Origin of the sequence: Stappia sp. 28M-7, assembly GCF_014252955.1 — a bacterium.
Classification (GTDB): domain Bacteria; phylum Pseudomonadota; class Alphaproteobacteria; order Rhizobiales; family Stappiaceae; genus Stappia.
In genome coordinates, this window is the sequence record NZ_JACMIA010000001.1 from 1787939 (window position 1) to 1813823 (window position 25885).

Below are 25885 nucleotides of genomic sequence, written 5' to 3' on the forward strand. Positions count from 1 at the left end.
ATGGTCTCGGCCTCGCAGGCGGAGATCGTGGTGAACTCGGTGCAGAGCCGGGGCGCGCATATGTGCAATCTCAGCGGCATGGCTGAGGCGATGTCCGGCGGGTGGCGCTACACCGAAAGGATCGACGGTGTCGGGGACTGCCAGCTGGATATCCTGATCGGTGAGGACCGCAGTGTCCGCATGGTCGACCGCGACTGGACCTGCAAGGCCTATCACTGCGGCGCCCGCGCCGCCTTCGACCATATCGAGTTCGCACCTTCCTCCGAACGCGGGTGTTGAGGGGGCCGTAGAAGGGGATGCCGACGGGCGCGTTCTGCATCTTGTTTGTGTCTTTGGGCCCAGAGCTTTAATCGGAAGAGGGCAATCCAAGATTACGTCTTGCAAATAGGCCGAGGGGCTACGTTCTGATATTCTTGAAAGATGATAAAAGAGCTCGACCCTTTCGGTTGGGTGCATAAGATTTTTGGAGTTAATTTTTTTATATTGAAATTTATTTATTATTTTGGTTTGTTATTTTGATTTTATCTATGAAGAGGAGTTGTTCTGCATGCCTTACTTCAATTCAAGCGCTATTGCACGCGCGGAGTATGACCCTCGGACCGCAGTGTTGCAGATTTGGTTTGTCGAGAGTGGAGGGCCCTACGATTTTTTCGGGGTTCCGCAGCACATCTACGATGGACTTTGCGGTGCTTGGTCCAAGGGGGCTTATTACAATGAACACATCAGAGATCAGTATGGGAATGGTTAGGCTAGGTTGGCAGTAGCCGACCACGAGGCTAAAGTGCGGAAATGTCAGGGCTTCGCTCGCGGCCATCTTGAGCTATACGTCATGTATTCGACGGATACGAGAAAACGCGCGTCCGAGCGTTCCCGACGTCATCGCTCGCATCGGCAACGATGAGAGCCGCCCGAGGTAGCCTTGGAAGGAGCGCGAGCGCCAGGTCGGCTGCGCCCAAGAGAGAGCAGTGCTGAGCGTTTTACTCAGCTGCCCGGCGCCTGCATCCTGAGGCAGGCATCCAATATTTTGCCTGTTTTTGTCGAGCCTCGTGCATTCATGAGGTGAGGACGATCCGAGATGCCATCTTGCACCGCGATCTGCCGGCCGGCCTTCATGAACGCGTCCACAAAGCGGCGCGAGTTTGCCGTTGTCAGCTGAACTTGCGCAACTGCGAGGTTGTCTCCGACGGAGCCGGTCTCTCCGGTTTGAGACAGAAGAAGATCTCCATCGATCGCGAACTGCATATTTGGCGAGACAAGCGAGAGAACGTCCGTATAGGCGAAGCCCGGGACCGCACGGACAAGGACACCGGGCTTGCTCGAATCGCACATGATCAAAATGCCGGAGCGGATTGTCGACATGTTCGAAACGGTGACAGACAACCCTTTTGAGAAGGGGTTTTCTTCTACCTCCGCAGTCCATCTGTCGAAGCCCGCGATTGCATTTGAATAAGTCGCAAAAAGGAAAGGGAGAAGGAAAAGCATGCGTTTGATATTCATGATAAAACCGTGTTTTATTGAAGTTAATTCAGTATTTGCGAATTATGCTCGTTCCTGAGGGTTTGTCCAGAAGCTCGAGCCGCCTTTGAGAGGCGATTTCCTGGATTGTTGGGAAATTCAACGTTGGCGAGGGTGACTCACCCCTCAAGCTGCCCCACAACGCTCTCCACCAGCTCGTCCACCGGGCGGCTGCCGTCGAGGCGCAGGACGGGGGCGGTTTGGGCGCTAAGCCATTCCTCGTGGCGGGCGCGGTTGCGGCCCGAAAAGCCGGGCGTGTCGTAGCCGGCGGCCCATGCGGCGAAGGCCGTGTGGATCTCGTGCATGTCGCCGCCCGGATCGATGCGGGTGCCGTAGCGCTGGCGCTCGCGCGCCATCAGCCGTTCCAGCCGCAGGGGCGTCGGCGTCGCCACGAAGACGATGAGGTCGACCTCCTCGATCAGGGCATCGCCCCAGCCGTCGAACGAGCCGGTCAGCACCCAGCCGCGGCCCTTTGCCTGCTCTACTTCGGCCATGTCGGCGGCGATCAGGCGCACGCGGTCCTGCGGCGGGCGCTTCTGGGTGAAGGGCGGATCGGTCGGCAGCCAGTAATAGTCGTCGACATCGAACTGGGAGACGCCGAGACGGGCGGAGAGTGCCGCGCCGAGCGTGGTGACGCCGGCGCAGGAGGCGCCGGTGATGTAGATGCGGGCTGAACGGGTCATGCGGCGATCCTAGGACTGTGCTGCACGGGGTGCCAGTGCAACCTGCAAGGGCAGCCGCATCGGCAGTGGACGACTGGGGACAGGCAGCGGAAAGCCCGGCAAGCCTTGCTGCGGCGGGCGAGAATGCCGGTCTGCCTGTTCCCGCGATCACGCGACTGTGCGCTGGCGTTGCCGCGATCTTCCGCTAGGCTTTTGCAATGAGGTGGAGAGCAGGCGCCGTTGTCCGGTCGATACCTGCCGCGGCGCTGCTGCTGGCCGCGGGGCTGGCGCTTGCCGCTGCCCAGCCGGCACGGGCGCAGCCGGCGACGGCGACCGGCGAGCCTGTCGATGTCGCGCTGGTGCTGGCCATCGACGTGTCCCGATCCATGTCGCGCGAGGAACTGGCCATCCAGCGCAGGGGCTATGCCGAGGCGATTGCCAGCCGCGAGGTGCTGCGGGCGATCTCGCAAGGCCCGCACGGGCGCATCGGCATCGCGATCTTCGAATGGGCCGGGGATTTTCACGGACGCGAGGTCGTGTCCTGGACGATCATCGAGAGCGAGGCGGACGCGCAGGGCGTTGCCGCGCGGCTGCTGGAACAGGAGAGCATCGCCGAGCGGCGCACCTCGATTTCCGGCGCGCTGATGCGCGGTATGGCGATGCTGCAGGCGGTGCCCTACAGCGCCGAGCGGCTGGTGATCGATGTGTCCGGCGACGGGCCGAACAACCAGGGCCCGCCGGTGACCGAGCTGCGCGATGCGGCGGTGAGCCGGGGCATCACCATCAACGGCCTGCCGATGATGACCACCGACGGGTTCGCCCACATCTTCGGCATCCCCGATCTCGACGAATACTATCGGCGCTGCGTGATCGGCGGGCCGGGCGCTTTCGTGGTGCCGGTCAACGGCTGGGACCAGTTTCCCGAGGCGGTGCGCCGCAAGCTGGTGCTGGAGATCGGCGGACTGGCGCCGCCCGATGATCCTCTGCGCGATCCATGGCTCGATCTCTGGCAGCACCCGCTGCAGGACGCCCGCCCGCCGGTGGTGCCGGCGCAGTTTGCCGCGCCCGCGCCCTATGACTGCCTGATCGGCGAGAAGATCTGGCAGAACCGTCGGAACCTGTTCGACGACGGCTACCGCTAGTTCGGCGAACTGGAACGCCGCCTCGGCCGGCAGCGCTCGATGCGTGGTTCAGCCGCGCCGCCGACGCCGCCTGCGCCCGCCGTCGCCGTCTTCCTCCGAGCCTTCGCTGGCCGCGCGCGGCTCGGGCAAGGTCACCGCCTCGCGCAGCTTCACGAAGGGATCCACCTTGTTGGGGATCGCCATCGCGTTGACGAAATGCTCCTGGAAGCGCGGCTCCAGCGCGGTCTCGATCTTCTCGATCTCGCGCACGACGCGCTCGACCGTGCGCCGCTCGCCGCGATTGACCAGCGCCATGCGTGCGCCCGTGCCGGCGGCATTGCCGACGCTGGAGACATGGGCAAGGTCGCAATCGGGGATCAGCCCGAGGATCATCGCGTATTTGGTGTCGATATAGCTGCCGAAGGCGCCGGCAAGGCGAATGCGCTCTATTGGAGGATTGCCGAGCTTGTCGGAGAGCAGCTGGATGCCGGCATAGAGCGCGGCCTTGGCCAGCTGGATGGCGCGGATGTCGGTCTGGGTGATGGTGAGCTCGATGCCCTCGCTCGCCACCACATAGGCGAAGGTCCGCCCCTTTTGCACCACGCGCGACGACCGCTCGGCGAGCGCGCCGTCGATCAGCCCGTCCACGGTGATGACGCCGGCAAGATAGAGCTCGGCAACCGCCTCGATGATGCCGGAGCCGCAAATGCCGGTGACGCCGACCTGGTCCTTCTTTTCCGCGAACTCCAGATCGTCCGACCATTCGTCGAGGCCGATCACCTTGAAGCGCGGCTCGAGCGTCACCGGATCGATGCGGATGCGCTCGATGGCGCCGGGCGCCGCGCGCTGGCCGCAGGAAATCTCCGCGCCCTCGAAGGCCGGCCCCGTGGGGGAACTGGCCGCCAGCAGCCGGTCGCGATTGCCGAGCACGATCTCGGCATTGGTGCCGATGTCGACGACTAGGGTCAGCGCCTCTGCCTCGAACGGGCGGGTGGAGAGCGCGGCGGCGGCGGCATCGGCGCCGACATGGCCGGCGATGCAGGGCAGGATATAGGCGCGCGCGCCGGGATTGAGCTCCAGCCCGAGCTCGGAGGCGGGGATATGCACGGCGCCCGACACGGCAAGGGCGAAGGGCGCGCCGCCCAGCTCCGTCGGATCGATGCCGAGGAAGAGGTGGTGCATGATCGGGTTGCCGACGAAGACGGCGTCCATGACGTCCTCGCGGGTCGCGCCGACATCATTGACCAGCTTGGCGACCAGCGCATCGACGGCGGCGCGCACCGCCGCGACGAGATCGGGCAGGCGCGCCGGGTTCATCTGCACATAGGAGACGCGCGACATCAGGTCTTCGCCGAAGCGGATCTGCGGGTTCGAGGTGCCGGCCGAGGTGACCGTGCGCCCGTTGGCGAGATCGCAGAGATGCGCGGCAATGGTGGTGGAGCCGATATCGACGGCAAGTCCGTAGACGGTCGTCTTCTCGCCCGGCCACAGGGCGGTAACGCGCGGGGGAAAGCCGTCGTCCTGCCAGATGGCGGCGGTAACGCGCCAATGGCCGGCGCGCAGCACCTTCTGAACCGTCGGCAAGAGCGGCGGGTCGAGGCTGAGGCCGGCAAGCCCGGAGGCTTCGGCAACGGCGGCGAGCAGCCGGTCGCCGTCGCCCAGCGGCTGTTCCATGTCCGGCTCGCTGACCTCGACGGTGACGAGGCGGATGGCGCTGTCGGGGGCGACGGTGACGTTCTCGGCGCGCTTGCGCACCACCTGGCGGTTGGTCTGCGCCTCCATCGGCACGTCGACCACCATGTCGCCGAGGATCGCGGCCTGGCAGGAGAGGCGTCGGCCCTCCGGCAGGCTGCGCAGGGAGACGTAGCGGGCCTCCGCGTCGGTCACCGGGCCGAGATGGTCCGCCGTGCTGACGATCTGCTCCTTGGCGAAGGCGCCTTCGGAGACGGAGACCTGGCAGCGGCCGCAGATGCCGCGCCCGCCGCACACGGATTCCACATAGACGCCGAGCGCGCGCGCGGCATCCAGCAGCGGCGTGCCGAGCGGGAACGTGCCCCGCCGGCCGCTCGGCTGGAAAACAACCTTCGCCGTTTCGGGCGTCTCGCTCATGGCCTCGCCCGTCCTCGCTGTCGCCCGTTCGTTCAAGCGCTGGCCCGCCGTCGTCCCTCGCGTCCGCCGCGCCGCCCGGAGCTGCCGGAGGCGGCGGGGGCGGCCGCCGGGCCGCCTTCCGCGCCTGGCTTGTAGTCGCGATAGGTCATGATCCAGTCGGAACAGTTGGGATCGTTGCCGGTCAGGACGTTGGCGGCGCGCACCGCCTCCATCTCCTGCGGGCGGCAGGGATTCATGATGGCGCTGGTCATGCCGGCGCCGATCACCATCGGGATGAAGCCGGCATTGATGCCGTGCCGGTGGGGCAGGCCGAAGGAGATGTTGGACAGGCCGCAGGTGGTGTTGACCTTCAGCTCCTCGCGCAACCGGCGGAGCAGTCGGAAGACCTGCTGGCCGGCGCTGCCCATGGCGCCGATCGGCATGACCAGCGGGTCGACGACGATGTCATGGGCGGGAATGCCGTAGTCGGCGGCGCGCTCGACGATCTTCTTCGCCACCGCAAAGCGCACGTCCGGGTCTTCGGAAATGCCGGTCTCGTCGTTGGAGATCGCGACGACGGGCACGTTGTATTTCTTGACGAGCGGCAGGATCGCCTCGAGCTTTTCCTCCTCGCCGGTGACCGAGTTGACCAGGGGACGGCCCTTGGCGACGCGAAGGCCCGCCTCAATGGCGGCGGTCACCGAACTGTCGATGGACAGCGGCACGTCGACGAGGCTCTGGACGATCTCCAGCGTCCGGACCAGGAGCGGCGGCTCGGTCTCGTTGGGATTGACGGCGGTGACGCCGGCATTGACGTCGAGCATGGTGGCGCCGGCGGCGACCTGCGCGAGCGCATCCTTCTCGACGGTCGAGAAGTCGCCGGCGATCATCTCGGCGGCGAGCTTCTTGCGGCCCGTCGGGTTGATCCGCTCGCCGATCACGCAGAACGGCTGGTCGAAGCCGATGACGATCTCGCGGGTGGCCGAGGCAACGATGGTACGGGTCATTGAGCTACCTCTGCGGGGTAAGTCGCGGTGCCAGCGGCGGGAAACGTCCAGCTCCCGCGGGCGCTGAGCCAGTCGGCCGTCTTGGTCAGGCCGCCGAAGGGAAAGACGTGGATCTGCTGCAGCCGGGTCTCGGGCTGGGTCTGGATGCGCAGCTCCAGCGGGCCGACCATTGTCTCGGGATCGTAGCCCGACAGCATGGAGACGACGGCGCCGCCCCGCTTCTTCAGGAAGGAGAGCGAGTTCTCCACCCCGGCGAAGGCAGCGTATTTCAGCAGCGTGGTCATCTTGGCCGGGCCGGCGACGCCGATATGCACGGGGAAGCGGTTGCCCCAGGCGGCGATCTCGTCGAGCCAGAGGCTGACCTTCTGCGGATCGAAGCCGAACTGGGTGACGATGTGGAACTCCGCGTCGCTCTTCGCCGCGAGCTCGTGCTTGCGCATCAGGAAGGCGCGGATGGTCTCGCGCGAGATCTCCGGCGCGCCTTCGGGGTGGCCGGCAACGGCGATGCGGGTGATGCCGAGCCGGTCGAACAACCCGGTCTCGATCATCGCGACGGAGGAGGTGAGGGGACCGGGCGTCGGCGCCTCGCCGGCAATGGCCAGCACCTCCCGCACGCCGGCTTCCGCGACGAGGCGGGTCAGCCGGTACTCGAAGGCGACGAGCGAGGGATAGCGGCGCGCGGCCATGTGCGGCACCGGGACGAGACCGGCATCGGTGACCGTGCGGGCGGCGCGGACGATGTCGTCCTCCCCGACATTGCCGAGGTCGGTGAGGTAAAGGCGCGTGCCGGCGGGGACGAGACGGAGCAGCTCCGGCTTCTCCACCACCTGGCGGGGCGACATTTCCGTGGAGGCGGCAAGGCGCCCGAAATCGTTGAGGCGGTGGTCGGTCATGTCGCCGGTCCCGTGCTGGCGTGGTCGGGAGAGGGGGAGGCGGCTGCATCAAAGCCTTCGGCTGCGACAAGCGCCGCAAGCCGCTCCGGCGGATAGGCCTCGACAAGCGCGGCAAGCGCCGCCTCCGCTTCGGCCTCGAGATCGTCGCCGACCGCGACGGGATCGCCCCGCCGCCACTCGGCCAGATAGGCATCGCTGTCCTTGGCGCCGACGCGCATGGCGCAGCGGTCGACAGCCTGGATGAAACGTTCGGGCAGCTCTCGGCGGGCGCTGGCGCGGCCGGCCCGGACCAGCACCTGGGCCGGGATGTCACGCCAGTAGACGATGGTTTTTTGCGCCACGGAAAAGCCCTGCAAACCGGGTCGGGAACGCCTCTCGTTCCCGCGCTTTCAAGCATCATGATGCCTTCGGCCGGCCATCTCATCGGTGCACAGACGACACCGGAAAGTCAGAAAGCGACAGCGGCGGGACGCGCGGAAACACGGGCTTTCGGCGGGCACGAGGAAAGCGGCAGACGGGCGCTCGAAAGCGACACGCCCGCCGGGGGCTTTCGCTCCCGGCGGGCGTGCCTGTCGGTGTGCAGGGCATGCGCGATGCGCGGAGACTCAGGCCTCGGCTGTGCCGTCCGGGTCCGCCTTCCACCGGGCATACAGGGCGGCGATGTCGCCCGAGCACAGGGTGCGCATCTCGCGGCCGATCCGCTCGATCGGCCAGTCCCACCACGCCATCTCGAGCAGCATGGCGATCTCCTCGTCGGAGAAGCGCTTGCGGATCTCGCGCGCCGGGTTGCCGGCGACGATGGTGTAGGGGGGGACATCCTTCGTGACGACGGCTCGGCTGCCGATCATCGCGCCGTGGCCGATGCGGATGCCGGGCATGATCATCGCTTCCGCCCCGATCCACACGTCATTGCCGACGACCGTGTCGCCGGACGGACGGTAGCCGGTCTCCGCATCCGCGAAGGCTGGCTCCTCGGACATGAAGAAGAACGGGAAGGTGGAAATCCAGTCCATCCGGTGGCCCTGGTTGCCCGCCATCATGAAGCAGGCGCCGGTGCCGATGGAGCAGAAGCTGCCGATGACCAGCCGGTCGACATCGTCGCGGTCGGGCATCAGGTAGCGGGCGCAGTCGTCGAAGGAATGGCCGTGGTAATAGCCGGAGTAGTAGCTGTAGCGGCCGACCGAAATGTTGGGGTTGGTCACCTGCTCGCTCAGCAGCTTGCCCTTGAAGGGGCTTTCGAAAAAATTGCTCACGGGAGGTCGTCCTCTGTCGCGAGGCTGGGCCCTTTCCGGCCCGTTGGATGAGATGAGGGGACCGGTCCTGCGGCTCATGCCACGCAGACCCGTCCGTGCCGCCGGGACAGCGCTTCTAGCACGCGCTGGCTAGCGCGCAATGACACGGATGCAACAGATGCGTGCAAAGCGGCGACGGGTGCGCGGGATCAGGTGCCAATGGTGGTGAGGCGGGTTTCCAGCAGGCCGTAGCCGGTGACCCGCTTGGCATAGGCAAGGCCGAGCCGTTCGGCCGCCGCGCGGGCGCGCGCCTCGATTTCCGGATCCGCCGCCTGTTCCAGATAGAGCAGGCGGGTGTAATGGCCGAAATAGGCGTCGCGCAGCTCAGGATAGGTGTCGAGCCCGAGCGGGCGGATCACCAGCGTCTCGAAATGGCGGGCGAGGAAATCGGTGAGGTAGAAGGTGCCGGGCTCGGCCTCGGCTTCCGCGTCGAAGACATCGAGGCCGGCGAAGAAGGCGTAGCAATGGGCGCCCTCGATCCGCTCCACCCCTTCCTCGGCCAGAACCTTGTCGAGGAGGCCGCCGGTGCCGCAATCGCCATAGCCGACGAGAATGCGGGTGTGGTCGCGCTTCGCCTTGCGGATCTCGGCGCGCACGGCGGCGGGGATCTTCTCCGGACGGTTATGCAGCTGCGCTGGCAGGCATTGCAGTTCCACATGGGCAAGGCCGTTGGCCTCGACGATGGCGAGGATTTCCCTCGCGAGCGCGCCGCAGGCGATGACCAGAACCTTTTCGCGGGCGATGCCGGGTGCAACGTCGAGAGCCGGGGCGGCCGGTGCCGCCCCGTTCCCAGACGCGCCCGGAAGCAACGCCTGCATGGCTCAGCCCGCCCGCGCCGCCAGCTGGTTGTGCTTGCGCGCGATCAGGTCCTTGGCGAGTTCCACGGTGACGGCCGCATCGCGCCCGTAGGCATCGGCGCCGATGGCCTGGCTGAACTCCTCGTTCAGCGGCGCGCCGCCGACCATGACGATGTAGTCGTCGCGGATGCCCTTCTCGATCATCGTGTCGATGACGACCTTCATGTAGGGCATGGTGGTGGTCAGCAGGGCCGACATGCCGAGAATGTCCGGCTTGTGCTCCTCGATGGCCGCCAGGTAATTCTCGACCGGGTTGTTGATGCCGATGTCGATCACCTCGAAGCCGGCGCCCTCCATCATCATCGAGACGAGGTTCTTGCCGATGTCGTGGATGTCGCCCTTGACGGTGCCGATGACCATCTTGCCGACCTTCGGCGCCCCGGTCTCGGCCAGCAGCGGGCGCAGCAGCCCCATGCCCGCCTTCATGGCATTGGCCGACATCAGCACTTCCGGCACGAAGAGAATGCCGTCCCGGAAGTCGACGCCGACGATCCGCATGCCTTCGACCAGGGCCTCGGTGAGGATCGCGTAGGGCGTCCAGCCGCGCTCCAGCAGGATCTCCACGCCCTCGACGATTTCGTCCTTGAGGCCGTCATAGAGATCGTCATGCATCTGCTCGACGAGTTCCTCGTCGGACAGCGACCTGAGATCGAGATCGTCTTCCTGGGACATCGCGGGCGCTCCGTTTGCGCGTTCGGGGGACAGGGCTCGCTTACGGGCCTGCTCCCAGTACACTGGTTCGCGCCGCCTCCCGTCGATATCTTCAAAGCGACATGCGGAGTCGCGGGAGCGACAGCACCGGCGCCCGGCGGGCGCCGGCCGCAGACTTCAAGGGGACAGGTGCGTCGATGGCCTTCGATTTCATCTTCATGCTGACGGAGGACGACAGCACCGTCCCCGATGCCCGCCGCCGGCTGGACGAGGTGCTGGCGGGCGGCGCAAGGCATATCGGGTTCAAGGATGTGGGCCTGCCTTTCGAGGAGCTGCAGGGCCTCGCCCGCGACATTCGCGCCGCCGGCGGGCGGGTCTATCTGGAGGTGGTGAGCCTCGATGCGCAGAGCGAGCTGCGTTCGGCGCGCGCGGCCATCGGCCTGGAGGTCGACTGCTTGCTCGGCGGTACCCGGCCGGCCGAGGTGGCCCCGCTGTTGAAGGCGCATCCGATCCGCTACTACCCGTTTCCCGGCGAGATCGTCGGCCATCCGAGCGTGCTGGCGGGAACCATCGAAAGCATCACGGAGAGCGCCCGGGCGCTGGCCGATCTGGAGAGCGTGCACGGGCTGGACCTGCTCGCCTACCGTTTCGCCGGCGACGTGCCGGCCTTGATGCGCAGCGTCTGTGCGGCCTGCGACAAGCCGGTGATCATGGCCGGCAGCATCGACCGGGCGGCGCGCATCGTCGAAGTGGCGGAGGCGGGCGCGGCCGGCTTCACCGTCGGCACGGCGGCGCTGAAGGGCCAGTTCGCGGCCCCCGAAGGCGACCTGGCCGCGCAGGTGCGGGCGATCCTGTCGCTGACGCTGGAGGCGCGCCGCCGCTCCACCGCGCCGCGCCGTATCGCGCTGGTCGCCCACAATGCCCGCAAGGCGCATCTGCGCGCCTGGGTGGGGCGGCATGCGGAGGTGCTGCGCCGGCAGAAGCTGGTGGCGACCGGCGGCACCGGCGCCATGTTGCTGGAGGCGGTGCCGGGGCTCGCGATCCAGCGGCTGCAGCGCGGCTCGCATGGCGGCGACCAGCAGCTCGGCGCGCTGATCGCCACCGGCGAGCTGGACGCGGTGATCTTCTTCGCCGATCCGCACGGCCACCACACCAGCGATGTCGACCTGATGGCGCTGACCCGGCTGGCGATCCTGCACGACACGCCCATCGCCTGTTCTCCGGCGGCCGCGGACCTGGTGGTCGCGGCAAGCCTCGGCGGGTAGCGGGAGAAGCCTCGTCAGCCGCGCGCCGCGTGCTCGGTGCGCAGCGGCTGGCCGGCCGCATCCCAGTCCTGCCAGCCGGGAAAGGGGAGCGCGGGGAGGGTTTCCGCGCTTGCGACATGTGCTCCCCAGGCCTCAAGAACCGAGCCTAGGCGCTGTTTCTGGGTGCTCTCGTCCTCGTAGGAATAGCCGTGCCCCTGCACCCCGCAGGCGGTGAAGGGCGGCAGGACCGTGAAGCCGAGATAGTGCAGGGAGTAGTGCAGCGGCCAGAGCATCGTGGCGAAGTCGCCGCCGCGTGCACCCGGCCCGAAAGCGCTTTCCGGTGCGCCGGTTGTGACGCTGAGCAGGGCGCGGCGGCCACGGAAATAGCCGGCGTCGTAGCGCACGCGGCTGGTGTAGAGGCCACCGCTCAGGAACACCCGGTCGAACCAGCCCTTCAGCATTGCCGGCGGGCCGTGCCACCACAGCGGAAACTGGAGCACGAGCAGGTCGGCGCGCTCCAGCTCGGCAATCTCGGTGAGGACGTCCGCCGGGACGCTGCCGCTCTGCCAGGCGTGGCGCTGCTCGGCGAGCGGGACGAACGCGGCTGCATTATGCCTGTTGGTGTAATGCGCGCCCTTTTCGACCGGATCGAAGCCGGAGGCGTAGAGGTCCTGAAGGCTGACCGTGTGGCCGTCGCGGCTCAGCGCCTGTGCGGCCGCGCGGGACAGGGCGCCGTTGAAGGATCCCGGATCGGGATGGGCCTGGATGATGCGAACATGCATGCGGGTTTCCTCTGAATATGGACGTTCGCTTCAGCTTATCTTGCGAAAATGATAGGGTTACGGTCGATATCGCAGATGGAGTTTGCAGTTTTGCAAGATCGACTCGACTGGAGCGACTATCGCCTGGTGCTGGAGATCGCCCGCGCCGGGTCGCTGACGCTGGCCGGCCGCCAGTCCGGGCGCAGCCATGCGACGCTGTTCCGCCGGCTCAACGCGGTAGAGGAACGGCTGGGAACGCGGCTGTTCGACCGGCACCGCAACGGATACGCGCTGACCAAGGCCGGGGAGGCGGTCGTGGCCGCGGCAAAGGCCTTCGAGGAGCTGGCCGTCACGACCGAGCGGAAGCTTGCCGATCTCGACCGCCGAGCGGAGGGACTGGTCACCCTGACGACGACCGATGCGCTGTTTTCCGGGCTGATCGCGGGTGCGCTTACCCGGTTTCGCCAGGAGGCTCCGGCCATCTCGCTGGAGGTCAGGCTGTCGAACGACCTGCACGATCTGGCAAGGCGCGAGGCGGATATCGCCGTGCGTCCGACCACCGCTCCGGAGCCGCACCTGTTCGGGCGCAATCTCGGCGCGATCCGGCAGGCGGTGTATGCGCCCGCGCATATCGAGGACGATGCCGGGCTGCGGTGGATCGGCCCGGCCGCCTCCATGAACTACGCCCAGTACGAGCGCTGGCTGCGCCGGCAGGGCGCCGGGGAGGCAGCAATGGAGGTCGAGGGGACGCTCGGCATCCACGCGGCGGTGCGAGCCGGCGCGGGGCGGGCGGTGCTGCCCTGCTATCTCGGCGATGCCGACGAGGGCCTGCGCCGCTGCGGGCCGGTGGTCGAGGAGCTGGGAATCCCGCTCTGGATCCTGATCCATCCGGACCTGAAGGACGTGGCACGGGTGCGCAAGGTCCTGGAGTTCCTCGGCAAGGACAGGCAGCTCGGGCAAAGGCTCTGAGCCTGCCACGCTGTCGGGCGGCGCCGGCCGCCGGCGGTTCCTGCCGGCAGGCCTGATCACCTGCGGTGATCAAGACGATGAAAATTCCCTCACTTCAACGCATCCCCGATAGGTGCGATCCCGGTCACGTCTGACGCAAGGGGCGCTAAGCGCTGCCGCCCTGGCCGCCAGTCGCGCACCGCGCGCACCCACGTCCGGCGCTTCACGGGGCGCGGCCGATCCTCCGGAGGGTCGCTCAAAAATATGCTTGCGCATGCATATATATTGACAGTGAGGATGCTTCCAGTTTAATGCATGCGCATGCAAGCAAATGGAGAGGTGTGAAGTGAACACCGTAACCGTCTATTCCGACTATGTTTGTCCGTTCTGCCTGCTGGCGGAACAGGTGCTGTCGAAGGCCATCAAGGGCAGGGACGTCCCTGCCTCCTGGCGCATCTCCTGGCGTGCCTTCGAGCTTCGGCCCGAGCCGGTGCCGACCCTGCGGCCCGAGGACCCCTATCTGCCGGCGATCTGGAAGACCTCGGTCTATCCGCTGGCCGAAAGGCTCGGGGTGCCGATCCGGCTTCCCTCGATCTCGCCGCAGCCGCGGACGGGCAAGGCCTTCGAGCTTCTGGCGCTGGCGCAGGACCGCGGGGCGGATCACGCCTATTCGATGGAGGTCCTGCGGGCCTTCTTCCAGGACAACCGCGACATCGGCGATCCCGACGTGCTGGTCGAGCTGGCCGGGAAGGCGGGGCTGGACCCCGCCGAGGCACGCCGGGCGCTCGACAGCGGCGCCTATGCGGAGCGTCACCGCGAGGCGCTGCGCCATGCCCGCGAGGACATGGAGATCACCTCCGTTCCCACCATCGTCGTCGGCGACCGGGTGTTCCGGGGAACGCCGTCCATGGACGAGCTGGTTCAGGCACTGGACGAGCTGGAATCCAGCACCGGCACCCCGGACCGCTCCAGCCAGGCGGAGCTGCCGCTCTGACCGGCTTTTGCCCTCCCCAACCCACCAAACACCATTCCTCACTCATCAAAGGATGCATGAAATGAGCTGGCTTTATCTTGGAATCGCCGTCGTCTTCGAGATCGCGGTCGCAATCAGCGCCGGCAACGCGAAGGGCTTCACCCGCCTGTGGTGGACCATCGCGACGCTGGTCAGCGGCGCCATCGCCACCTTCTTCCTGAGCCTTGCGCTGCTCACCTTCGACGTGGGCGTCGGATACGCCATCTGGACCTCGGTGTCCGGGGTCGGGATCGTCATCCTCGGCGCGATGTTCTTCGGCCAGACGCTGAACGCCAAGAAGGCGCTGGGCATGATTCTCGTCATCGGCGGCGTTGTCGGCCTGCGCCTCAGCGGCGCCGCGTGAGGCGCGGCAAGTCCTCCCGAACAGTTTCTCCCGATCAAAGGAACCGAACATCATGGATACCAACAAGAACACCCAGAGCGTCGGCGCGGCATGGGGCATGCTCCTGCTGGCCAGCATCTTCGAGATTGGCTACGCGCTCAGCGTCGGCGGCAGCCAGGCCTTCACCGTCCTGAGCTGGTCGGTGGCGGCCGTCGTCTTCTTCCTGCTGACGCTGTACTTCCTCAGCGCCGCCCTGCGGACCATCGACGTGGGCATCGGCTATGCGGTCTGGGCCGGCATCGGCTCGGTCGGCGCGGCAGGCTTCGGCAGCGCGCTGCTCGACCAGCCGCTGACGCTGATCCAGACCTTCTGGCTGGCGGTGATCATCGTCGGCGTCGTCTGGTTGAAGCTCGCCGACAGCGCCAAGCTGCAGGGCGAGGCGGCATGACCCCCGCACGCCTCACCGAGCTCATGGAGGAGGCCGTCGCCTTCTCCGTGCAGCATGTCCACGACGGCGGCATTCCCTTCACGGCCCTTATCGTCGACCGGGACGGCGTGGTTCTCGGGCGCGGTGTCAACCGCGTCCGGGAGCATCACGACCCGACCGCCCATGCCGAGGTGGAGGCGATCCGCGACGCCTGCCGCCGGCATGGCACGACTCACCTGCACGGGACGACGCTGCTGGCCTCCGGAGAGCCTTGCGCGCTGTGCTACATGAGCGCCCACTATTCCGGCATCGCGCAGGTGCTCTTTGCCGCCGACCGCGAGGAGGCGGCAGCCCACGGCTTCGACTATCGCGGGACCTATCGGCTGTTCGCCCAGGACCCGCTGACCTGGCGCGTGCCAGCGGCGGGAAAGCTCACCGTCGGCGACAGCCTGTTGCCCTTCGCAAGCTTCGGCACCCGGCCGCACAAGAGCTAGGTTGAGGCAGGGGGCCGAGGCCTGGGCGGGGGGCATGGATGGGAACGAGGCTTGAAAGCGTTGTTGCATGAGCATACATGCTTCAGATCCGTCACCCTTCGTCCGGGAGAATTGCGCATGTCCGCAAGAGGCGATCTCTGGCTCCGGCTGGTCCAGTCGGTCGCGACCGTCGAAGCCGAGCTGGGCAGGATCCTGCAAGACCAGTACGGCATCGGCCTGTCGGACTACCGCGCGCTGGAGGCGCTCGAAAGGGCGCCGAAAAGCGAGCTGCGCATGCAGGAGCTGGCGGCCCATCTGCAACTCAACCAGAGCTCGGTTTCGCGGATGGTCGAGCGGCTGGAACGCAGCGGCCTCACCATTCGGGACCTGTGCCCGGACGACAAGCGCGGCGTCTACACGGTGCTGACCGACAAGGGCCGCGCGCATCTGACGGCGGCTCGGCCCGATTACGAAAAGGCGCTGGAGGCGGCCATCGCCAAGCATGGCGGGGGCGATGCTCTCGCCGCGGCCTTCGCCAGTGCGGGGCAGGCGACCTAGGCCGTTGCCGCAGGTCTGGCCGCAGGCACGCCGGACCGGGTTGCCGTGCGGCCCGTTAGATGCTGTTATTCTGCTCAGGAATCACGCCAGAGAGGGGAAGTCGATGCCTTACGATCACTTCCATGACAACAAACGCGGACCTGTCTCCGCCCCGCGCTTCTTCCCGCGGGGCTGACAAAGGACCGCATCGCCGTCTCATCGTCAGCCTTTTCGGCACCCTAGCGTGTGCCTGCCTGATCCGATGAGACTGCCATGTCCCTTATCTCTGCCAAAGACCTTTCCCTGACCCGCAGCGAGACCCTTTTTGCCGGGCTCGATCTCTCCATATCCAAGGGCGACCGCCTCGGCCTCGTGGCCGCGAACGGGCGCGGCAAGTCCTCGCTTCTGCGCATTCTGGCGGGCGAGGAGGACGCGACCTCGGGAACCGTTGTCCGCGCCCGCGGACTGGTCGCCGCCCTGGCGCCGCAGGATCCGCCGGAGCACCTGCTGCCGCTGAGCTTCTACGACGCGGTGCGCGACGCGCTTGCCGCGGAGGTCGCGGAAACCGAGAGCTGGCGGGTCGATATCCTGCTCGATGATCTCAGCGTTCCGGAGGAGCTGCGCGGGCGCGCCGTCGGCGAGCTGTCCGGCGGCTGGCAGCGCACCATGCTGCTCGCCAGGGCCGCCGTGATCGAGCCCGACCTGCTGCTGCTGGACGAGCCGACGAACCATCTCGATATCGGCCGGATCGGCGCGCTGGAGCGGTTTCTTGCCGGCCTGCCGCGCGATTGCGCGGTGATCGCGGCGAGCCACGACCGCGCCTTCCTGGACGATACGAGCACCCGCACGCTGTTTCTGCGACCGGCCGAGAGCGAGGATTTCTCCTTGCCCTATTCCCGCGCCCTGGAGGCGCTGGAGGAGCGCGATGCCGCGCGCGACCGGCAGTTCAGGAACGACATGCGCAAGGTCAAGGCGCTGCGCCAGCAGGCGGCCAAGCTCAAGAACATCGGCATCAACTCCGGCTCCGACCTGCTGGTCGTCAAGACGAAGCAGCTGTCCGAGCGCGCCGACAAGCTGGAGGAAAGCGCGCGCCCGGCGCATCACGAGGGGACGTCGGGGGCGATCCGGCTGACCAACAGCGGAACCCATGCCAAGGCGCTGGTCGCGATCGGCGATACCGCGATCACGACGCCGGACGGCCGGCTGCTGTTCCGCACGGGGAAGCTGTGGATCGGCAATGGCGACCGGATCGCGCTGCTCGGCGCCAACGGCACAGGCAAGACGCGCATGGTCGACAGGGTGCGGTCGGCCCTGGCGGGGGAGGACCCGGACATCCGGGGAGCGGCGAGCCTGAAGCTCGGCTACAGCGATCAGGCACTGTCCCAGCTCGCCGCGTTTGCAACGCCCTGGGATGCGGTCAAGCGTAGCGACAAGCTGACCGACCACCAGGCAAGGGCGCAGCTTGCCGGAGCCGGGATCGACATCGACGCGCAGAACGCGCCCCTTGCCCGGCTTTCGGGCGGCCAGCGGGCGCGGCTCGCCATGCTGCTCCTGCGCTTGTCGCGGCCGAATTTCTATCTGCTGGACGAGCCGACCAATCATCTCGACATCGACGGACAGACCATGCTGGAGGGCGAACTGATCGAGCACGGCGCCGCCTGCCTTCTGGTCAGCCACGACCGGACCTTCGTCAGTTCGGTGGCGACGCGGATCTGGGTGATTTCGGGCAGACGGCTGATCGAGGTGGACGACCCGGCCCCGGTGTTCGAGCGACTGATCGCAGAGTGACGGCAGGCGGCCCCGGCCTGTGCCCGGTGCCGGCCTCAGGCGCCGCCGGTGTCCAGTTCGATGAGAAGATCGGCAAGGCGGCGGGCCGCCGGGCCCATCGCCTCGTCCAGCCGGTGGGCGACATAGGCCTCCGACGCGGTTTCGCCGCCGCGCCCCAGCGCGCCGATGTTGAGCCGCGCCAGCCGGCCCTGCTCGATGTCCCGCTCCACCAGCCAGAACGGCAGGCGCCCCCATCCGGCGCCGCCGAGGATCAGGCTGTGCTTGGCGTCCTGGGTGTTGACCCGGCAGGTCTGCGGCGAGAGCACGCCGAAGTCGCGCCCTTCCGAAATGGCGGAAGGATCCGACAGCACGATCTGGAGATGGTCGGCAAGATCCAGCACCTCCAGGGGGCGGCCGGGCTCTCCGTCCGCGAGCGGATGCGTCGCGGCGACGACGGCAACCTGGGTGATGGACGAGAGCGCGTCGAAGCGGATGCGGGGGTCGCGAAAATCCTCGCCGACCATGACGGACAGGGCGCAGCGCTTCTGCCTCAGCGCGTCGAGCGGGCCACCGAGAGGCTCGACCCGCACCCGCACGGACACGGACGGGAAGTCCTGGCGCATCCGCGAGATCGCCCGGCCGACCTGCTGCAGCGGATAGAGCGTGTCCACCGCGACCGCGAGCTCGGTCTCCACCCCGTCCGCATAGCCGCGCGCCTTCGCCCGCAAGGCATCGACACGCACGATGATGTCCCGCGCATTGCCGAGCAGCGCCCGGCCCTGGGCCGTCAGGACGGGTCGGTGCCCCGAACGGTCGAACAGCTCGACGCCGAGCTGGGCCTCGAGGTTGGCGATGGCAACGCTCACCCCCGACTGCACGCGCGAGAGCTTCCGGGCGGCGGCACGGAAGCTGCCGCTTTCGGCGATCGTCACGAAGGTGCGCATCTGGTCGAGGGTCAGGGCATCGAGCATGATCAATCCAGATGATCGAGTTGATAGATTTTATATCACTTAAACTGTTCGAGATTTGGGGGCAACTTCGACCTCATTCGCAATCAGACGTGAGGTTGAAACGATGGCCAAGGTTCTCGTGCTCTACTACTCCTCCTACGGTCACATCGAGACGATGGCCGAAGCGGTGGCCGACGGCGTCCGTCAGGCCGGCGCGGCCGTCGCCATTCGCCGGGTGCCCGAGCTGGTGCCCGAGGCGGTCGCCGAGAAGTCCGGCTACAAGGTCGACCAGGGGGCGCCGGTCGCCACCGTCGCGGAGCTGGCCGACTACGATGCGATCATCGTCGGAACGCCGACGCGGTTCGGCAACATGGCCTCGCAGATGAAGAACTTCCTCGACCAGACCGGCGGTCTCTGGTTCGAGGACAAGCTGGTCGGCAAGGTCGGCAGCGTCTTCACCTCGACCGGCAGTCAGCACGGGGGGCAGGAGACGACCATCCAGTCCACCCAGACAGTGCTGTTCCACCTCGGAATGATCATCGTGGGCCTGCCCTACAGCTTCAAGGGGCAGATGCGGATGGACGAGATCACCGGCGGCTCGCCCTATGGCGCCTCGACGCTGGCGGATGACGGCAACGGCGGGCATCGCGACCCGAGCGAAAACGAACTCGACGGCGCGCGCTTCCAGGGGCGGCATGTCGCCGAGATCGCGCTGGCGCTGGCCGCCGGGCGGCAGGGCAGGGCCGCGTGATGACCGCCGCTGCAAGGCTGGAGCCGTCCGCCACGCGCTGGGCGGCCGTCGGCCTGATCGTCGCGGCCGGGATCGTCGCGGCGTTGCAGGTGGGCAAGGCGCCCATCGCAGCGCCCTTGCTGGAAGGCGATCTCGGCGTGGGGCTTGCAGCGCTCGGCTGGCTGACCGGTGTCTTCGCCCTCATCGGGCTGGTCGGGGGCATCCCGACCGGGGCGCTGGTCGGCAGTCTCGGCGCGCGCCGGGTCCTGGTCGCAGGGCTGCTGGTCACGGCGGCGGGCGCGGCAGCCGGGGCGCTGTCCGCAGGTCTTGCGATGCTCATGGTCTCGCGGATCGTCGAAGGCGCGGGGTTCCTGCTGATCATCGTCGCTGCTCCGTCGCTGCTCGGGCGCGTCTCCCGGCCCGGCGACCGGGACCTCGCCTTCGCGCTGTGGAGCTGTTTCATGCCGCTCGGCTTGGCGGCGGCGATGCTGGTCGGGCCGATGTTCGACGACTGGCGCGCGATGTGGTGGGCGAGCGGCGGGCTCGCCCTGGCGCTCTGCCTGCTGGTGCCGCTCGTCGTGCCGGTCTCCCGCGAGCGCCACGCCTGGTCATGGCGGCACCTGCGGGACGATACGGCGGCGGTCTTCGGCAATGCCGGGGCGGTCGGGCTCGCCATCTCCCTCGCGCTCTACAGCCTGATGTTCTTCGCGCTGTTCAGCTTCCTGCCGGTGCTGCTGATGGAGCAGATGGGCGTGTCCCACCGCACCGCCGGGCTGCTCAGCGCGCTGGCCTCCGCCGTCAACGTGATCGGCAACCTGGCGGCGGGCGTGATGCTGTCGCGGGGCGTCAGCCGGCCGGCGCTGCTGATCGGGGCCTGCCTGATCATGGGCGCGGCGAGCCTCGGCATCTTCCTGCCCCTGCTGCCGGCAACCGCGACGTTTCTCCTGTGCGTGCTGTTCTCGGCCGTCGGCGGCCTGATCCCGGCAACCATCCTGTCGTCCGCTCCGATCGTCGCCTCCTCGGCCGCCCTGGTGCCCGTGGTGATCGGCCTCATCGTTCAGGGCAACAATCTGGGACAGATCCTCGGCCCCGTTGCCGTCGGCAGCGCCATCGAGCGGTTCGGCTGGAGTTCGGCGGCGGTCATCGTTGCCGGCGCGGCCCTGATGGGAACAACCGTGGTGGTCGCCTATGCGCATCGGCTCGCGGTGCCGAATTCCGAAAGAAAGGGAGGCTCCCGATGAGCATCAACCTCGACCACACGATCCTGCCGGCGAAGGATGCAAAGGCCTCGGCCCTGTTCCTGGCAAGGATCCTGTCGCTGCCGGAACCGAGGGAATGGGGGCCGTTCTGGATGGTCACCACCGACAACGGCGTCAACCTCGACTACATGGAACAGAAGGGGGAACAGGCGGGAGACGTCGCCGCGCGGCACTACGCCTTTCTGGTGGATGAGGCGAGCTTCGACGCGATCCTGGCGCGGATCGAAACGGCCGGCCTGCCGTACTGGGCGGATCCGGCCAGAACCACGCCGGGACTGAACCGGCACGACGGCGGGCGCGGGCTCTATTTCGACGATCTCAACGGGCACCTGCTCGAGGTGATCACGCGGCCCTATGGCAGCGGCGGCTGGCAGCCCTGAAACTCCGGCCCTGAGGGGCGCCGAAGCCGGTCACTCGATCTGGTCCGGCGAGGACGCGGCAAGGGCGTTCAGCACGTCGAGACTGTCGGCCAAAACGGCCAGGGGCGGCGAGGCGAGGGCGAGGCGAACGGCGTTGGGCGCATGGCCCGGCGAGACGGCGAAGGCGCTGCCGGGAACGACGGCGATGCCCCGCCGGGCCGCGAACATCGCGAACGTGTCCGCGCGCCAATGGTCGGGCAGGGTGGCCCAGACGTGATAGGCGCGCGGATCGCCGTCGATCCGCAGGTTGCCGAGATGCCGGCGGGCGAGGGCGTTGCGGGACATGGCGTCCTCGCGCTTCAACTCGCCGATCCGGTGTGCGCTGCCATCGGACATCATCTGCAGGCCGAGGGCGAGGGGGAAGCCCGACGGCCCCCAGCAGCCGCTGCGCACGCTCGCGATGATCTGCCCGCGCATGTGAAGCGGGGCCGCGATGAAGCCGGCGGTGGTGCCGGGGGCAATCCGCTTGGAGAGACTGTCGACCAGAACGGCATGCGCCGGCGCGTAATGGGCGAGCGGTTCCTCGTCGGTCAGAAAACCGTAGATGCCGTCCTCGATGGCGACGAGGCGCGTGGTCTCGAGAACCGCCGCGATCTCCCGGCGGCGGGCCGTGTCCATCGTCGTGCCGACCGGGTTCTGCAGGCTCGGCTGAACATAGAGGCCGCTGAGCGGGGCGGCCGCGTGCGCGCGCAGGATCGCATCCGGCAGCATGCCTCGCGTGTCGCAGGCGATCGGCACCAGGGTGATCCCGAGGCGCGCGGCCAGCCCCTTGAAGACCGGGTAGGTCAGCGCCTCCACCCCGAAGCGGCTGCCCGGAGGTGCGAGGGCGGAGAGGGTCGCGGCGATGGCCTGCCGGCCGTTGCCGGCGAAGACGATGGCCTCAGGATCCGCCCGCCAGGCGACCCGGCGCAGATGATCGGCAACGATGGCGCGCGCCGCCGGCGTGCCCGTCGCTCCGATCGGCCGCGACACGTCCTCCATCGCGCTGCCCTGCAGCAAGGCGGCAACGGCGCGTCCCGTCATCGCCGCTTGCTCGTCGACGATGGGGAAGTTGAGCTCCAGGTCTATCGCGGCCGTTGCCGGCTCGGTGAGGGCAGGGGCCTGGCGCGAGGTCGGGAGGCGGACGAAGGTGCCGCGGCCGGTCTCGCCGGTCACCAGCCCGCGCCGTGCAAGCTCGGAATAGACGCGCGCCGCGGTCGAGGCCGCAATGCCGCGCCGATAGGCGAAGTCGCGCTGTGGTGGCAGGCGCTCTCCCGGCTTCAGCTCGCCCGACATGATCTGGGCGCTGAGCGCGTCGGCGATTTCCCTGAAGCCGTGCATCTATATTGCTCCGAGTGCAATGTTGAAATTGCACCGAGATTGTGAATGAACGAGGCTGCCTTCGCAACAGGCCGGAGGCATATCGTGGTCACGAGCACCAATCTTGCAGCATTCGCTCTCGTCTCGTTCGGGATGGTGATCACCCCCGGACCCAACATGATCTACCTGATCAGCCGCTCGATCCTGCAGGGCAGCGTCGCGGGCTTCATCTCGCTGTTCGGCGTGATCGCGGGCTTCGTCTTCTACATGCTGTGCGCGGCCTTCGGCGTGACGGCCATCGTGCTGGCGGTGCCCTTCGCCTTCAAGGCGATCCAGTTCGCTGGCGCTGCCTACCTGCTGTATCTCGCCTGGCGTGCGGTCAAGCCCGGTGCGGGCTCGGTCTTCCAGCCGCGCACCGACCTTCCCGTCGATCCGCCGCTGCGCCTGTTCACCATGGGCTTCGTCACCAATCTGCTCAATCCGAAGATCGCGCTGCTCTACATGTCGCTGCTGCCGCAGTTCCTCGACCTGGAGAAGGGCAACCTGCTGGCCCAGAGCGTGCTGCTGGGGAGCGTGCAGATCATGGTGAGCTTTGCGGTGAACGCGGCAATCGTGCTCGCCGCCGGCTGGGTGGCGCGCTGGTTCGCCACCCGTCCGGGCTGGATGCGGGTGCAGCGCTGGGCGATGGCGTCGGTGCTGACGGCGCTCGCCCTGAGCGTCGTCACCGCCCGCTAGCAGCGCATGGGCACGCCTTGCCGGAGATTTTCCGGCGGGCACGTCACAAACCGGCCGGCTCAATCGTCAAGCGGGTATACCCAAGCCAATGGAGCTTACGATGACGACCAAGCCGGTAAATCACTACAAGAACGTTCCCGATGTCTTCGGGGCGCTGGAGAATGTCCACGGGGCCATCGATGTGCACGGCCTCGACCGGATGCTGCACCATCTGGTGCAGTTGCGGGCCTCGCAGCTCAACGCCTGCGCCTATTGCGTCAAGATGCATACCAAGGAAGCGCGCGACGACGGCGAGACCAACGAGCGGCTGGACCGCCTGACCGTGTGGGAGCATGTCGGCGACTTCACCGCCAAGGAGCGCGCCGCGCTCGCCTGGACCGAGGCGCTGACCCAGCTCGACCGCAAGACCGACTACGGCGTGTTGCGTGCCGAGCTGCGCGAGCACTTCAGCGACACGGAGATCAGCGCATTGACCGCGACTGTCGCGATGATCAACCTCTGGAACCGCATCCAGGTCTCGACGCACTGACATGCAGCCCTCCGACACAGCCTTGTTCGAAGAACGGCGACCGTTCCTGACAGGTCTGGCCTACCGCATCCTCGGCTCGCGTGCCGAAGCCGAGGATGCGGTTCAGGACACCTACCTGAAATGGCAGACAAGCGAGCGCGCCACCATCTCCAACCCCGCCGGCTGGCTCACCGCCGCCTGTACGCGTCGTTGCATCGACATGCTGAGGTCCGCCCGCCGCGCGCGGGTGGACTATGTGGGTGCGTGGCTGCCGGAGCCGATCCAGACGATGACCGAAGATGGCCCGGAAGAGGCGGCAGACCTGTCGTCCACGCTCTCGCTCGCCTTCATGCTGGTGCTGGAACGGCTCGCCCCGAAGGAACGCGCCGCCTATCTCCTGCGCGAGATCTTCGACCAGTCCTACGAGGACGTGGCGGTCGCGCTGAACGTGAGCGAGGCGGCCTGCCGCAAGCTGGTGTCCCGCGCGCGCAGCCGCATCGGCCGGGAAGAGCCCGGCGCCGCCGTGCCGAAAGCCCGCCAGGACGCGCTGCTTGCCGCCTTCCAGGCAGCCATCATGACCGGAAGCACGGCGCAGCTCGCCAGTCTGATGCGCGAAGACATCGAGCTGAAGACGGACGGGGGCGGCAAGGTACAGGCCCTGCTGCAGCCGCTCATCGGCAAGGCCGACGTGCTGGACTTCGTCGGCGGAACGCTCGGCGAATACTGGTCCCGCTACGAGTGGCGGCACATCGACATCAACGGCGCGCGCGGGGCGCTGGTCCTCGACGGGCCCGAGATCGTCGCGTCGGTGAGCCTTGCCTGCGATGCCGAGGGGCGCCTGACCGGCATCTACATCATGCGCAATCCGGACAAGCTGGCGCGCCTCGGCGATGCCGAAAGGACCATCCAATGACCGATGCGCGTGTCGTCACAGCCTCGCCCGGCTGGGCGGACTTGCTGTCCGGCGGCAATCTTGTCCGCTCGCTCGCCCTGAGCGGCGGCGTCGCCCTGCATGCCGTCAATCTCTACATTTCGACGACGATCCTGCCGACCGTGGTGCGCGAGATCGGGGGGCTGGACTTCTATGCCTGGAACACGACGCTGTTCGTGATCGCCTCGATCCTCGGTGCGGCGCTGTCCTCTCCGGTATTGGCACAGACCGGCCCGCGCGGCGGCTATGTCGTGGCGGCGGCGGTGTTCATTGCCGGGACGCTGGCCTGCGCCGCGGCCGGATCGATGCCGGTGATGCTCGCCGGCCGCTTCGTGCAGGGCCTGGGCGGCGGCATCCTGCTGGCGCTGGCCTATGCGATGGTCCGGCGGGTCTATCCCGAGCCGCTCTGGCCGCGCGCGCTGGCGCTGCTGTCCAGCATGTGGGGCATCGCCACCCTGCTCGGGCCGGCGGTGGGCGGCATCTTCGCCGAACTCGACCTGTGGCGCGGGGCCTTTCTCATCCTGGTCCCCTTCGCAGCCCTGATCGCTTGTGCCGCGTTTCTGGTCCTGCCGAGGCGTGCGGCGGACGGAAAGGGCGCCGAGCCGTTGCCTCTCGTCCAGCTCGCGCTGCTGACGATTGCCGTCTTCGCCGCCTCGTGGGGTGGGATCGGCGAGACTATCGTGTCGACCGTTACGGGAATGCTGGCCGCCCTGATGCTCGTGGTGCTGTTCGTTGTGGTGGAGCGCAGATCGGCGAGAAAGCTGCTGCCGGCCGAGACATTCAGGCTGCCCGGCGCGCTCGGGAGCCTCTATGCGACCTCGGCGCTACTGGCCATGACCGTCACCTGTACGGAGATCTTCCTGCCGCTGTTCCTGCAGGAGCTGCATGGCCGCTCGCCGCTGGAGGCCGGCTATATCGCGGCCGTGATGTCGGCGGGCTGGACGGCCGCCGCGATCCTCGCCTCCGGGTTTCAGGGCGCGCGCCGCACGCTTGCGGTGCGGGCCGGGCCGGTCCTGTCGCTCGCCGCGATGATCGCCCTGGCGCTCGTTCTGCCGGTAGCCGGCCCGGTGTCTGGTCCGGCGGGCGACTGGCTGCGGCTCGCCCTGATCTGTGCCGCGCTGATCGCCGGCGGGGCGGGCGTCGGGCTCGCCTATCCGCATCTGTCGGCGATGGTCCTGCAGGTGGCCCCGCCCGAGGAGGCGGACAACGCGGCCTCGTCGATCATGACGGTGCAGCTCTGCGCCACCGCCTTCGGTGCGGCCATCGCCGGGCTTGCGGTCAATCTGGCCGGCGCGGGCGCGCCATCCGGTGGTATGGATGTGGCCAATGCGGCACGCTGGCTGTTCGTGACCGTGGCGCTCGCCCCGCTGCTCTGCATCCTCGCGATGCGCAGCGCATCGTTCCGGCAGGCGACCCTGCGATCCCGGTGAGGGACCGCAGGGGGCCTTTCCGACCG

Annotated in this window: 30 protein-coding genes; 18 read left to right on the forward strand and 12 right to left on the reverse strand. The window is 67.7% G+C overall.

Annotated features, from left to right (window positions below):
* Complete coding sequence (locus H7H34_RS07920; RefSeq protein WP_185924828.1) at positions 1–279, forward strand: hypothetical protein; 279 nt, start codon at positions 1–3, stop codon at positions 277–279.
* Between the two features lie 268 nt (positions 280–547).
* Positions 548–748 (forward strand): KTSC domain-containing protein, encoded by a 201-nt coding sequence (locus H7H34_RS23720; protein ID WP_185924829.1) that lies wholly within the window; start codon positions 548–550, stop codon positions 746–748.
* Positions 749–981: 233 nt separating this feature from the next.
* Here H7H34_RS23720 and H7H34_RS07930 read toward each other — a convergent pair whose 3' ends face one another.
* Together H7H34_RS07930 and H7H34_RS07935 are read right to left on the reverse strand one after the other, a co-directional pair.
* Positions 982–1497 (reverse strand): hypothetical protein, encoded by a 516-nt coding sequence (locus H7H34_RS07930; protein WP_185924830.1) that lies wholly within the window; start codon positions 1495–1497, stop codon positions 982–984.
* A 137-nt stretch (positions 1498–1634) separates the two neighbouring features.
* Positions 1635–2198, reverse strand: coding sequence for an ATP-binding protein (locus H7H34_RS07935; protein ID WP_185924831.1), 564 nt, complete (start codon positions 2196–2198; stop codon positions 1635–1637).
* A 197-nt stretch (positions 2199–2395) separates the two neighbouring features.
* On the opposite strand from H7H34_RS07935, the gene H7H34_RS07940 reads away from it, so the two are divergent.
* A complete protein-coding gene (locus H7H34_RS07940; RefSeq protein WP_185924832.1) occupies positions 2396–3319 on the forward strand; it encodes a DUF1194 domain-containing protein in 924 nt (307 codons plus the stop codon).
* A gap of 48 nt (positions 3320–3367) precedes the next feature.
* On the opposite strand, the gene H7H34_RS07945 is transcribed toward H7H34_RS07940, so the two are convergent.
* The 7 genes from H7H34_RS07945 to H7H34_RS07975 all read right to left on the reverse strand — a co-directional run bounded on the left by H7H34_RS07945 (position 3368) and on the right by H7H34_RS07975 (position 10107).
* Positions 3368–5407: an ASKHA domain-containing protein gene (locus tag H7H34_RS07945; protein ID WP_185924833.1), complete on the reverse strand. Its 2040-nt coding sequence runs from the start codon at positions 5405–5407 to the stop codon at positions 3368–3370.
* Between the two features lie 32 nt (positions 5408–5439).
* Positions 5440–6393 carry a methyltetrahydrofolate cobalamin methyltransferase gene (locus H7H34_RS07950; RefSeq protein WP_185924834.1) on the reverse strand — a complete coding sequence of 318 codons (954 nt, stop codon included), beginning with the start codon at positions 6391–6393 and terminating at the stop codon, positions 5440–5442.
* On the reverse strand, positions 6390–7286 hold the full coding sequence (locus H7H34_RS07955) for a methylenetetrahydrofolate reductase (protein WP_185924835.1): 897 nt from the start codon (positions 7284–7286) through the stop codon (positions 6390–6392). The genes H7H34_RS07950 and H7H34_RS07955 overlap by 4 nt, the downstream gene beginning before the upstream one ends.
* On the reverse strand, positions 7283–7627 hold the full coding sequence (locus H7H34_RS07960) for a virulence factor (protein WP_067340388.1): 345 nt from the start codon (positions 7625–7627) through the stop codon (positions 7283–7285). Before H7H34_RS07960 ends, H7H34_RS07955 begins: the two co-directional genes overlap by 4 nt.
* A 264-nt stretch (positions 7628–7891) precedes the next feature.
* Entirely contained in the window at positions 7892–8539 is a 648-nt protein-coding gene (gene catB / locus H7H34_RS07965; protein ID WP_185924836.1) for a type B chloramphenicol O-acetyltransferase, read from the reverse strand.
* A 188-nt stretch (positions 8540–8727) separates the two neighbouring features.
* Positions 8728–9396: a DUF1638 domain-containing protein gene (locus tag H7H34_RS07970; RefSeq protein ID WP_185924837.1), complete on the reverse strand. Its 669-nt coding sequence runs from the start codon at positions 9394–9396 to the stop codon at positions 8728–8730.
* 3 nt (positions 9397–9399) lie between these two features.
* Positions 9400–10107: a corrinoid protein gene (locus tag H7H34_RS07975; protein ID WP_185924838.1), complete on the reverse strand. Its 708-nt coding sequence runs from the start codon at positions 10105–10107 to the stop codon at positions 9400–9402.
* Between the two features lie 176 nt (positions 10108–10283).
* Here H7H34_RS07975 and H7H34_RS23725 point away from each other — a divergent pair, with 176 nt between their 5' ends.
* Entirely contained in the window at positions 10284–11351 is a 1068-nt protein-coding gene (locus tag H7H34_RS23725) for a methylglyoxal synthase (protein ID WP_185924839.1), read from the forward strand.
* A gap of 14 nt (positions 11352–11365) precedes the next feature.
* Here the strand turns inward: H7H34_RS23725 and H7H34_RS07985 are convergent, their stop codons facing one another.
* Positions 11366–12112: an NAD(P)H-dependent oxidoreductase gene (locus H7H34_RS07985; protein ID WP_185924840.1), complete on the reverse strand. Its 747-nt coding sequence runs from the start codon at positions 12110–12112 to the stop codon at positions 11366–11368.
* Between the two features lie 90 nt (positions 12113–12202).
* Here H7H34_RS07985 and H7H34_RS07990 point away from each other — a divergent pair, with 90 nt between their 5' ends.
* From H7H34_RS07990 to H7H34_RS08020, 7 genes are all read left to right on the forward strand, one after another.
* The gene (locus H7H34_RS07990; protein WP_245165009.1) at positions 12203–13060 is read left to right on the forward strand and encodes a LysR family transcriptional regulator; all 858 of its coding nucleotides are present in this window, start codon (positions 12203–12205) and stop codon (positions 13058–13060) included.
* Positions 13061–13385: 325 nt separating this feature from the next.
* A complete protein-coding gene (locus tag H7H34_RS07995) occupies positions 13386–14033 on the forward strand; it encodes a DsbA family oxidoreductase (protein WP_371811368.1) in 648 nt (215 codons plus the stop codon).
* Between the two features lie 61 nt (positions 14034–14094).
* Positions 14095–14415 (forward strand): DMT family transporter, encoded by a 321-nt coding sequence (locus H7H34_RS08000; RefSeq protein ID WP_097174015.1) that lies wholly within the window; start codon positions 14095–14097, stop codon positions 14413–14415.
* A 52-nt stretch (positions 14416–14467) separates the two neighbouring features.
* Positions 14468–14842 carry a DMT family transporter gene (locus H7H34_RS08005; RefSeq protein WP_120270802.1) on the forward strand — a complete coding sequence of 125 codons (375 nt, stop codon included), beginning with the start codon at positions 14468–14470 and terminating at the stop codon, positions 14840–14842.
* Positions 14839–15315, forward strand: coding sequence for a nucleoside deaminase (locus H7H34_RS08010; RefSeq protein WP_209006177.1), 477 nt, complete (start codon positions 14839–14841; stop codon positions 15313–15315). The genes H7H34_RS08005 and H7H34_RS08010 overlap by 4 nt, the downstream gene beginning before the upstream one ends.
* Positions 15316–15432: 117 nt before the next feature.
* On the forward strand, positions 15433–15852 hold the full coding sequence (locus tag H7H34_RS08015; RefSeq protein WP_185924843.1) for a MarR family winged helix-turn-helix transcriptional regulator: 420 nt from the start codon (positions 15433–15435) through the stop codon (positions 15850–15852).
* Positions 15853–16104: 252 nt separating this feature from the next.
* Positions 16105–17619 (forward strand): ATP-binding cassette domain-containing protein, encoded by a 1515-nt coding sequence (locus H7H34_RS08020; RefSeq protein ID WP_185924844.1) that lies wholly within the window; start codon positions 16105–16107, stop codon positions 17617–17619.
* Between the two features lie 35 nt (positions 17620–17654).
* Here the strand turns inward: H7H34_RS08020 and H7H34_RS08025 are convergent, their stop codons facing one another.
* Entirely contained in the window at positions 17655–18569 is a 915-nt protein-coding gene (locus tag H7H34_RS08025; RefSeq protein ID WP_185924845.1) for a LysR family transcriptional regulator, read from the reverse strand.
* A gap of 103 nt (positions 18570–18672) precedes the next feature.
* Here H7H34_RS08025 and wrbA point away from each other — a divergent pair, with 103 nt between their 5' ends.
* From wrbA to H7H34_RS08040, 3 genes are read left to right on the forward strand one after another with little or no spacing between them, the layout of a single operon-like run.
* Positions 18673–19299, forward strand: a complete 627-nt coding sequence (wrbA, locus tag H7H34_RS08030; RefSeq protein ID WP_185924846.1) for an NAD(P)H:quinone oxidoreductase — start codon at positions 18673–18675, stop codon at positions 19297–19299.
* Positions 19299–20519, forward strand: coding sequence for an MFS transporter (locus H7H34_RS08035; RefSeq protein WP_185924847.1), 1221 nt, complete (start codon positions 19299–19301; stop codon positions 20517–20519). The genes wrbA and H7H34_RS08035 overlap by 1 nt, the downstream gene beginning before the upstream one ends.
* The gene (locus H7H34_RS08040) at positions 20516–20917 is read left to right on the forward strand and encodes a VOC family protein (RefSeq protein WP_185924848.1); all 402 of its coding nucleotides are present in this window, start codon (positions 20516–20518) and stop codon (positions 20915–20917) included. The genes H7H34_RS08035 and H7H34_RS08040 overlap by 4 nt, the downstream gene beginning before the upstream one ends.
* A 30-nt stretch (positions 20918–20947) precedes the next feature.
* On the opposite strand, the gene H7H34_RS08045 is transcribed toward H7H34_RS08040, so the two are convergent.
* Complete coding sequence (locus tag H7H34_RS08045; RefSeq protein ID WP_185924849.1) at positions 20948–22276, reverse strand: aminotransferase-like domain-containing protein; 1329 nt, start codon at positions 22274–22276, stop codon at positions 20948–20950.
* 84 nt (positions 22277–22360) lie between these two features.
* Here H7H34_RS08045 and H7H34_RS08050 point away from each other — a divergent pair, with 84 nt between their 5' ends.
* The 4 genes from H7H34_RS08050 to H7H34_RS08065 all read left to right on the forward strand — a co-directional run bounded on the left by H7H34_RS08050 (position 22361) and on the right by H7H34_RS08065 (position 25859).
* The gene (locus tag H7H34_RS08050) at positions 22361–22990 is read left to right on the forward strand and encodes a LysE family translocator (RefSeq protein ID WP_185924850.1); all 630 of its coding nucleotides are present in this window, start codon (positions 22361–22363) and stop codon (positions 22988–22990) included.
* Between the two features lie 100 nt (positions 22991–23090).
* On the forward strand, positions 23091–23519 hold the full coding sequence (locus tag H7H34_RS08055) for a carboxymuconolactone decarboxylase family protein (RefSeq protein WP_209006179.1): 429 nt from the start codon (positions 23091–23093) through the stop codon (positions 23517–23519).
* A 1-nt stretch (position 23520) separates the two neighbouring features.
* Positions 23521–24411 carry an RNA polymerase sigma factor SigJ gene (sigJ, locus tag H7H34_RS08060; protein WP_185924852.1) on the forward strand — a complete coding sequence of 297 codons (891 nt, stop codon included), beginning with the start codon at positions 23521–23523 and terminating at the stop codon, positions 24409–24411.
* Positions 24408–25859, forward strand: coding sequence for an MFS transporter (locus tag H7H34_RS08065; RefSeq protein ID WP_185924853.1), 1452 nt, complete (start codon positions 24408–24410; stop codon positions 25857–25859). The genes sigJ and H7H34_RS08065 overlap by 4 nt, the downstream gene beginning before the upstream one ends.
* Positions 25860–25885: the final 26 nt, after the last annotated feature.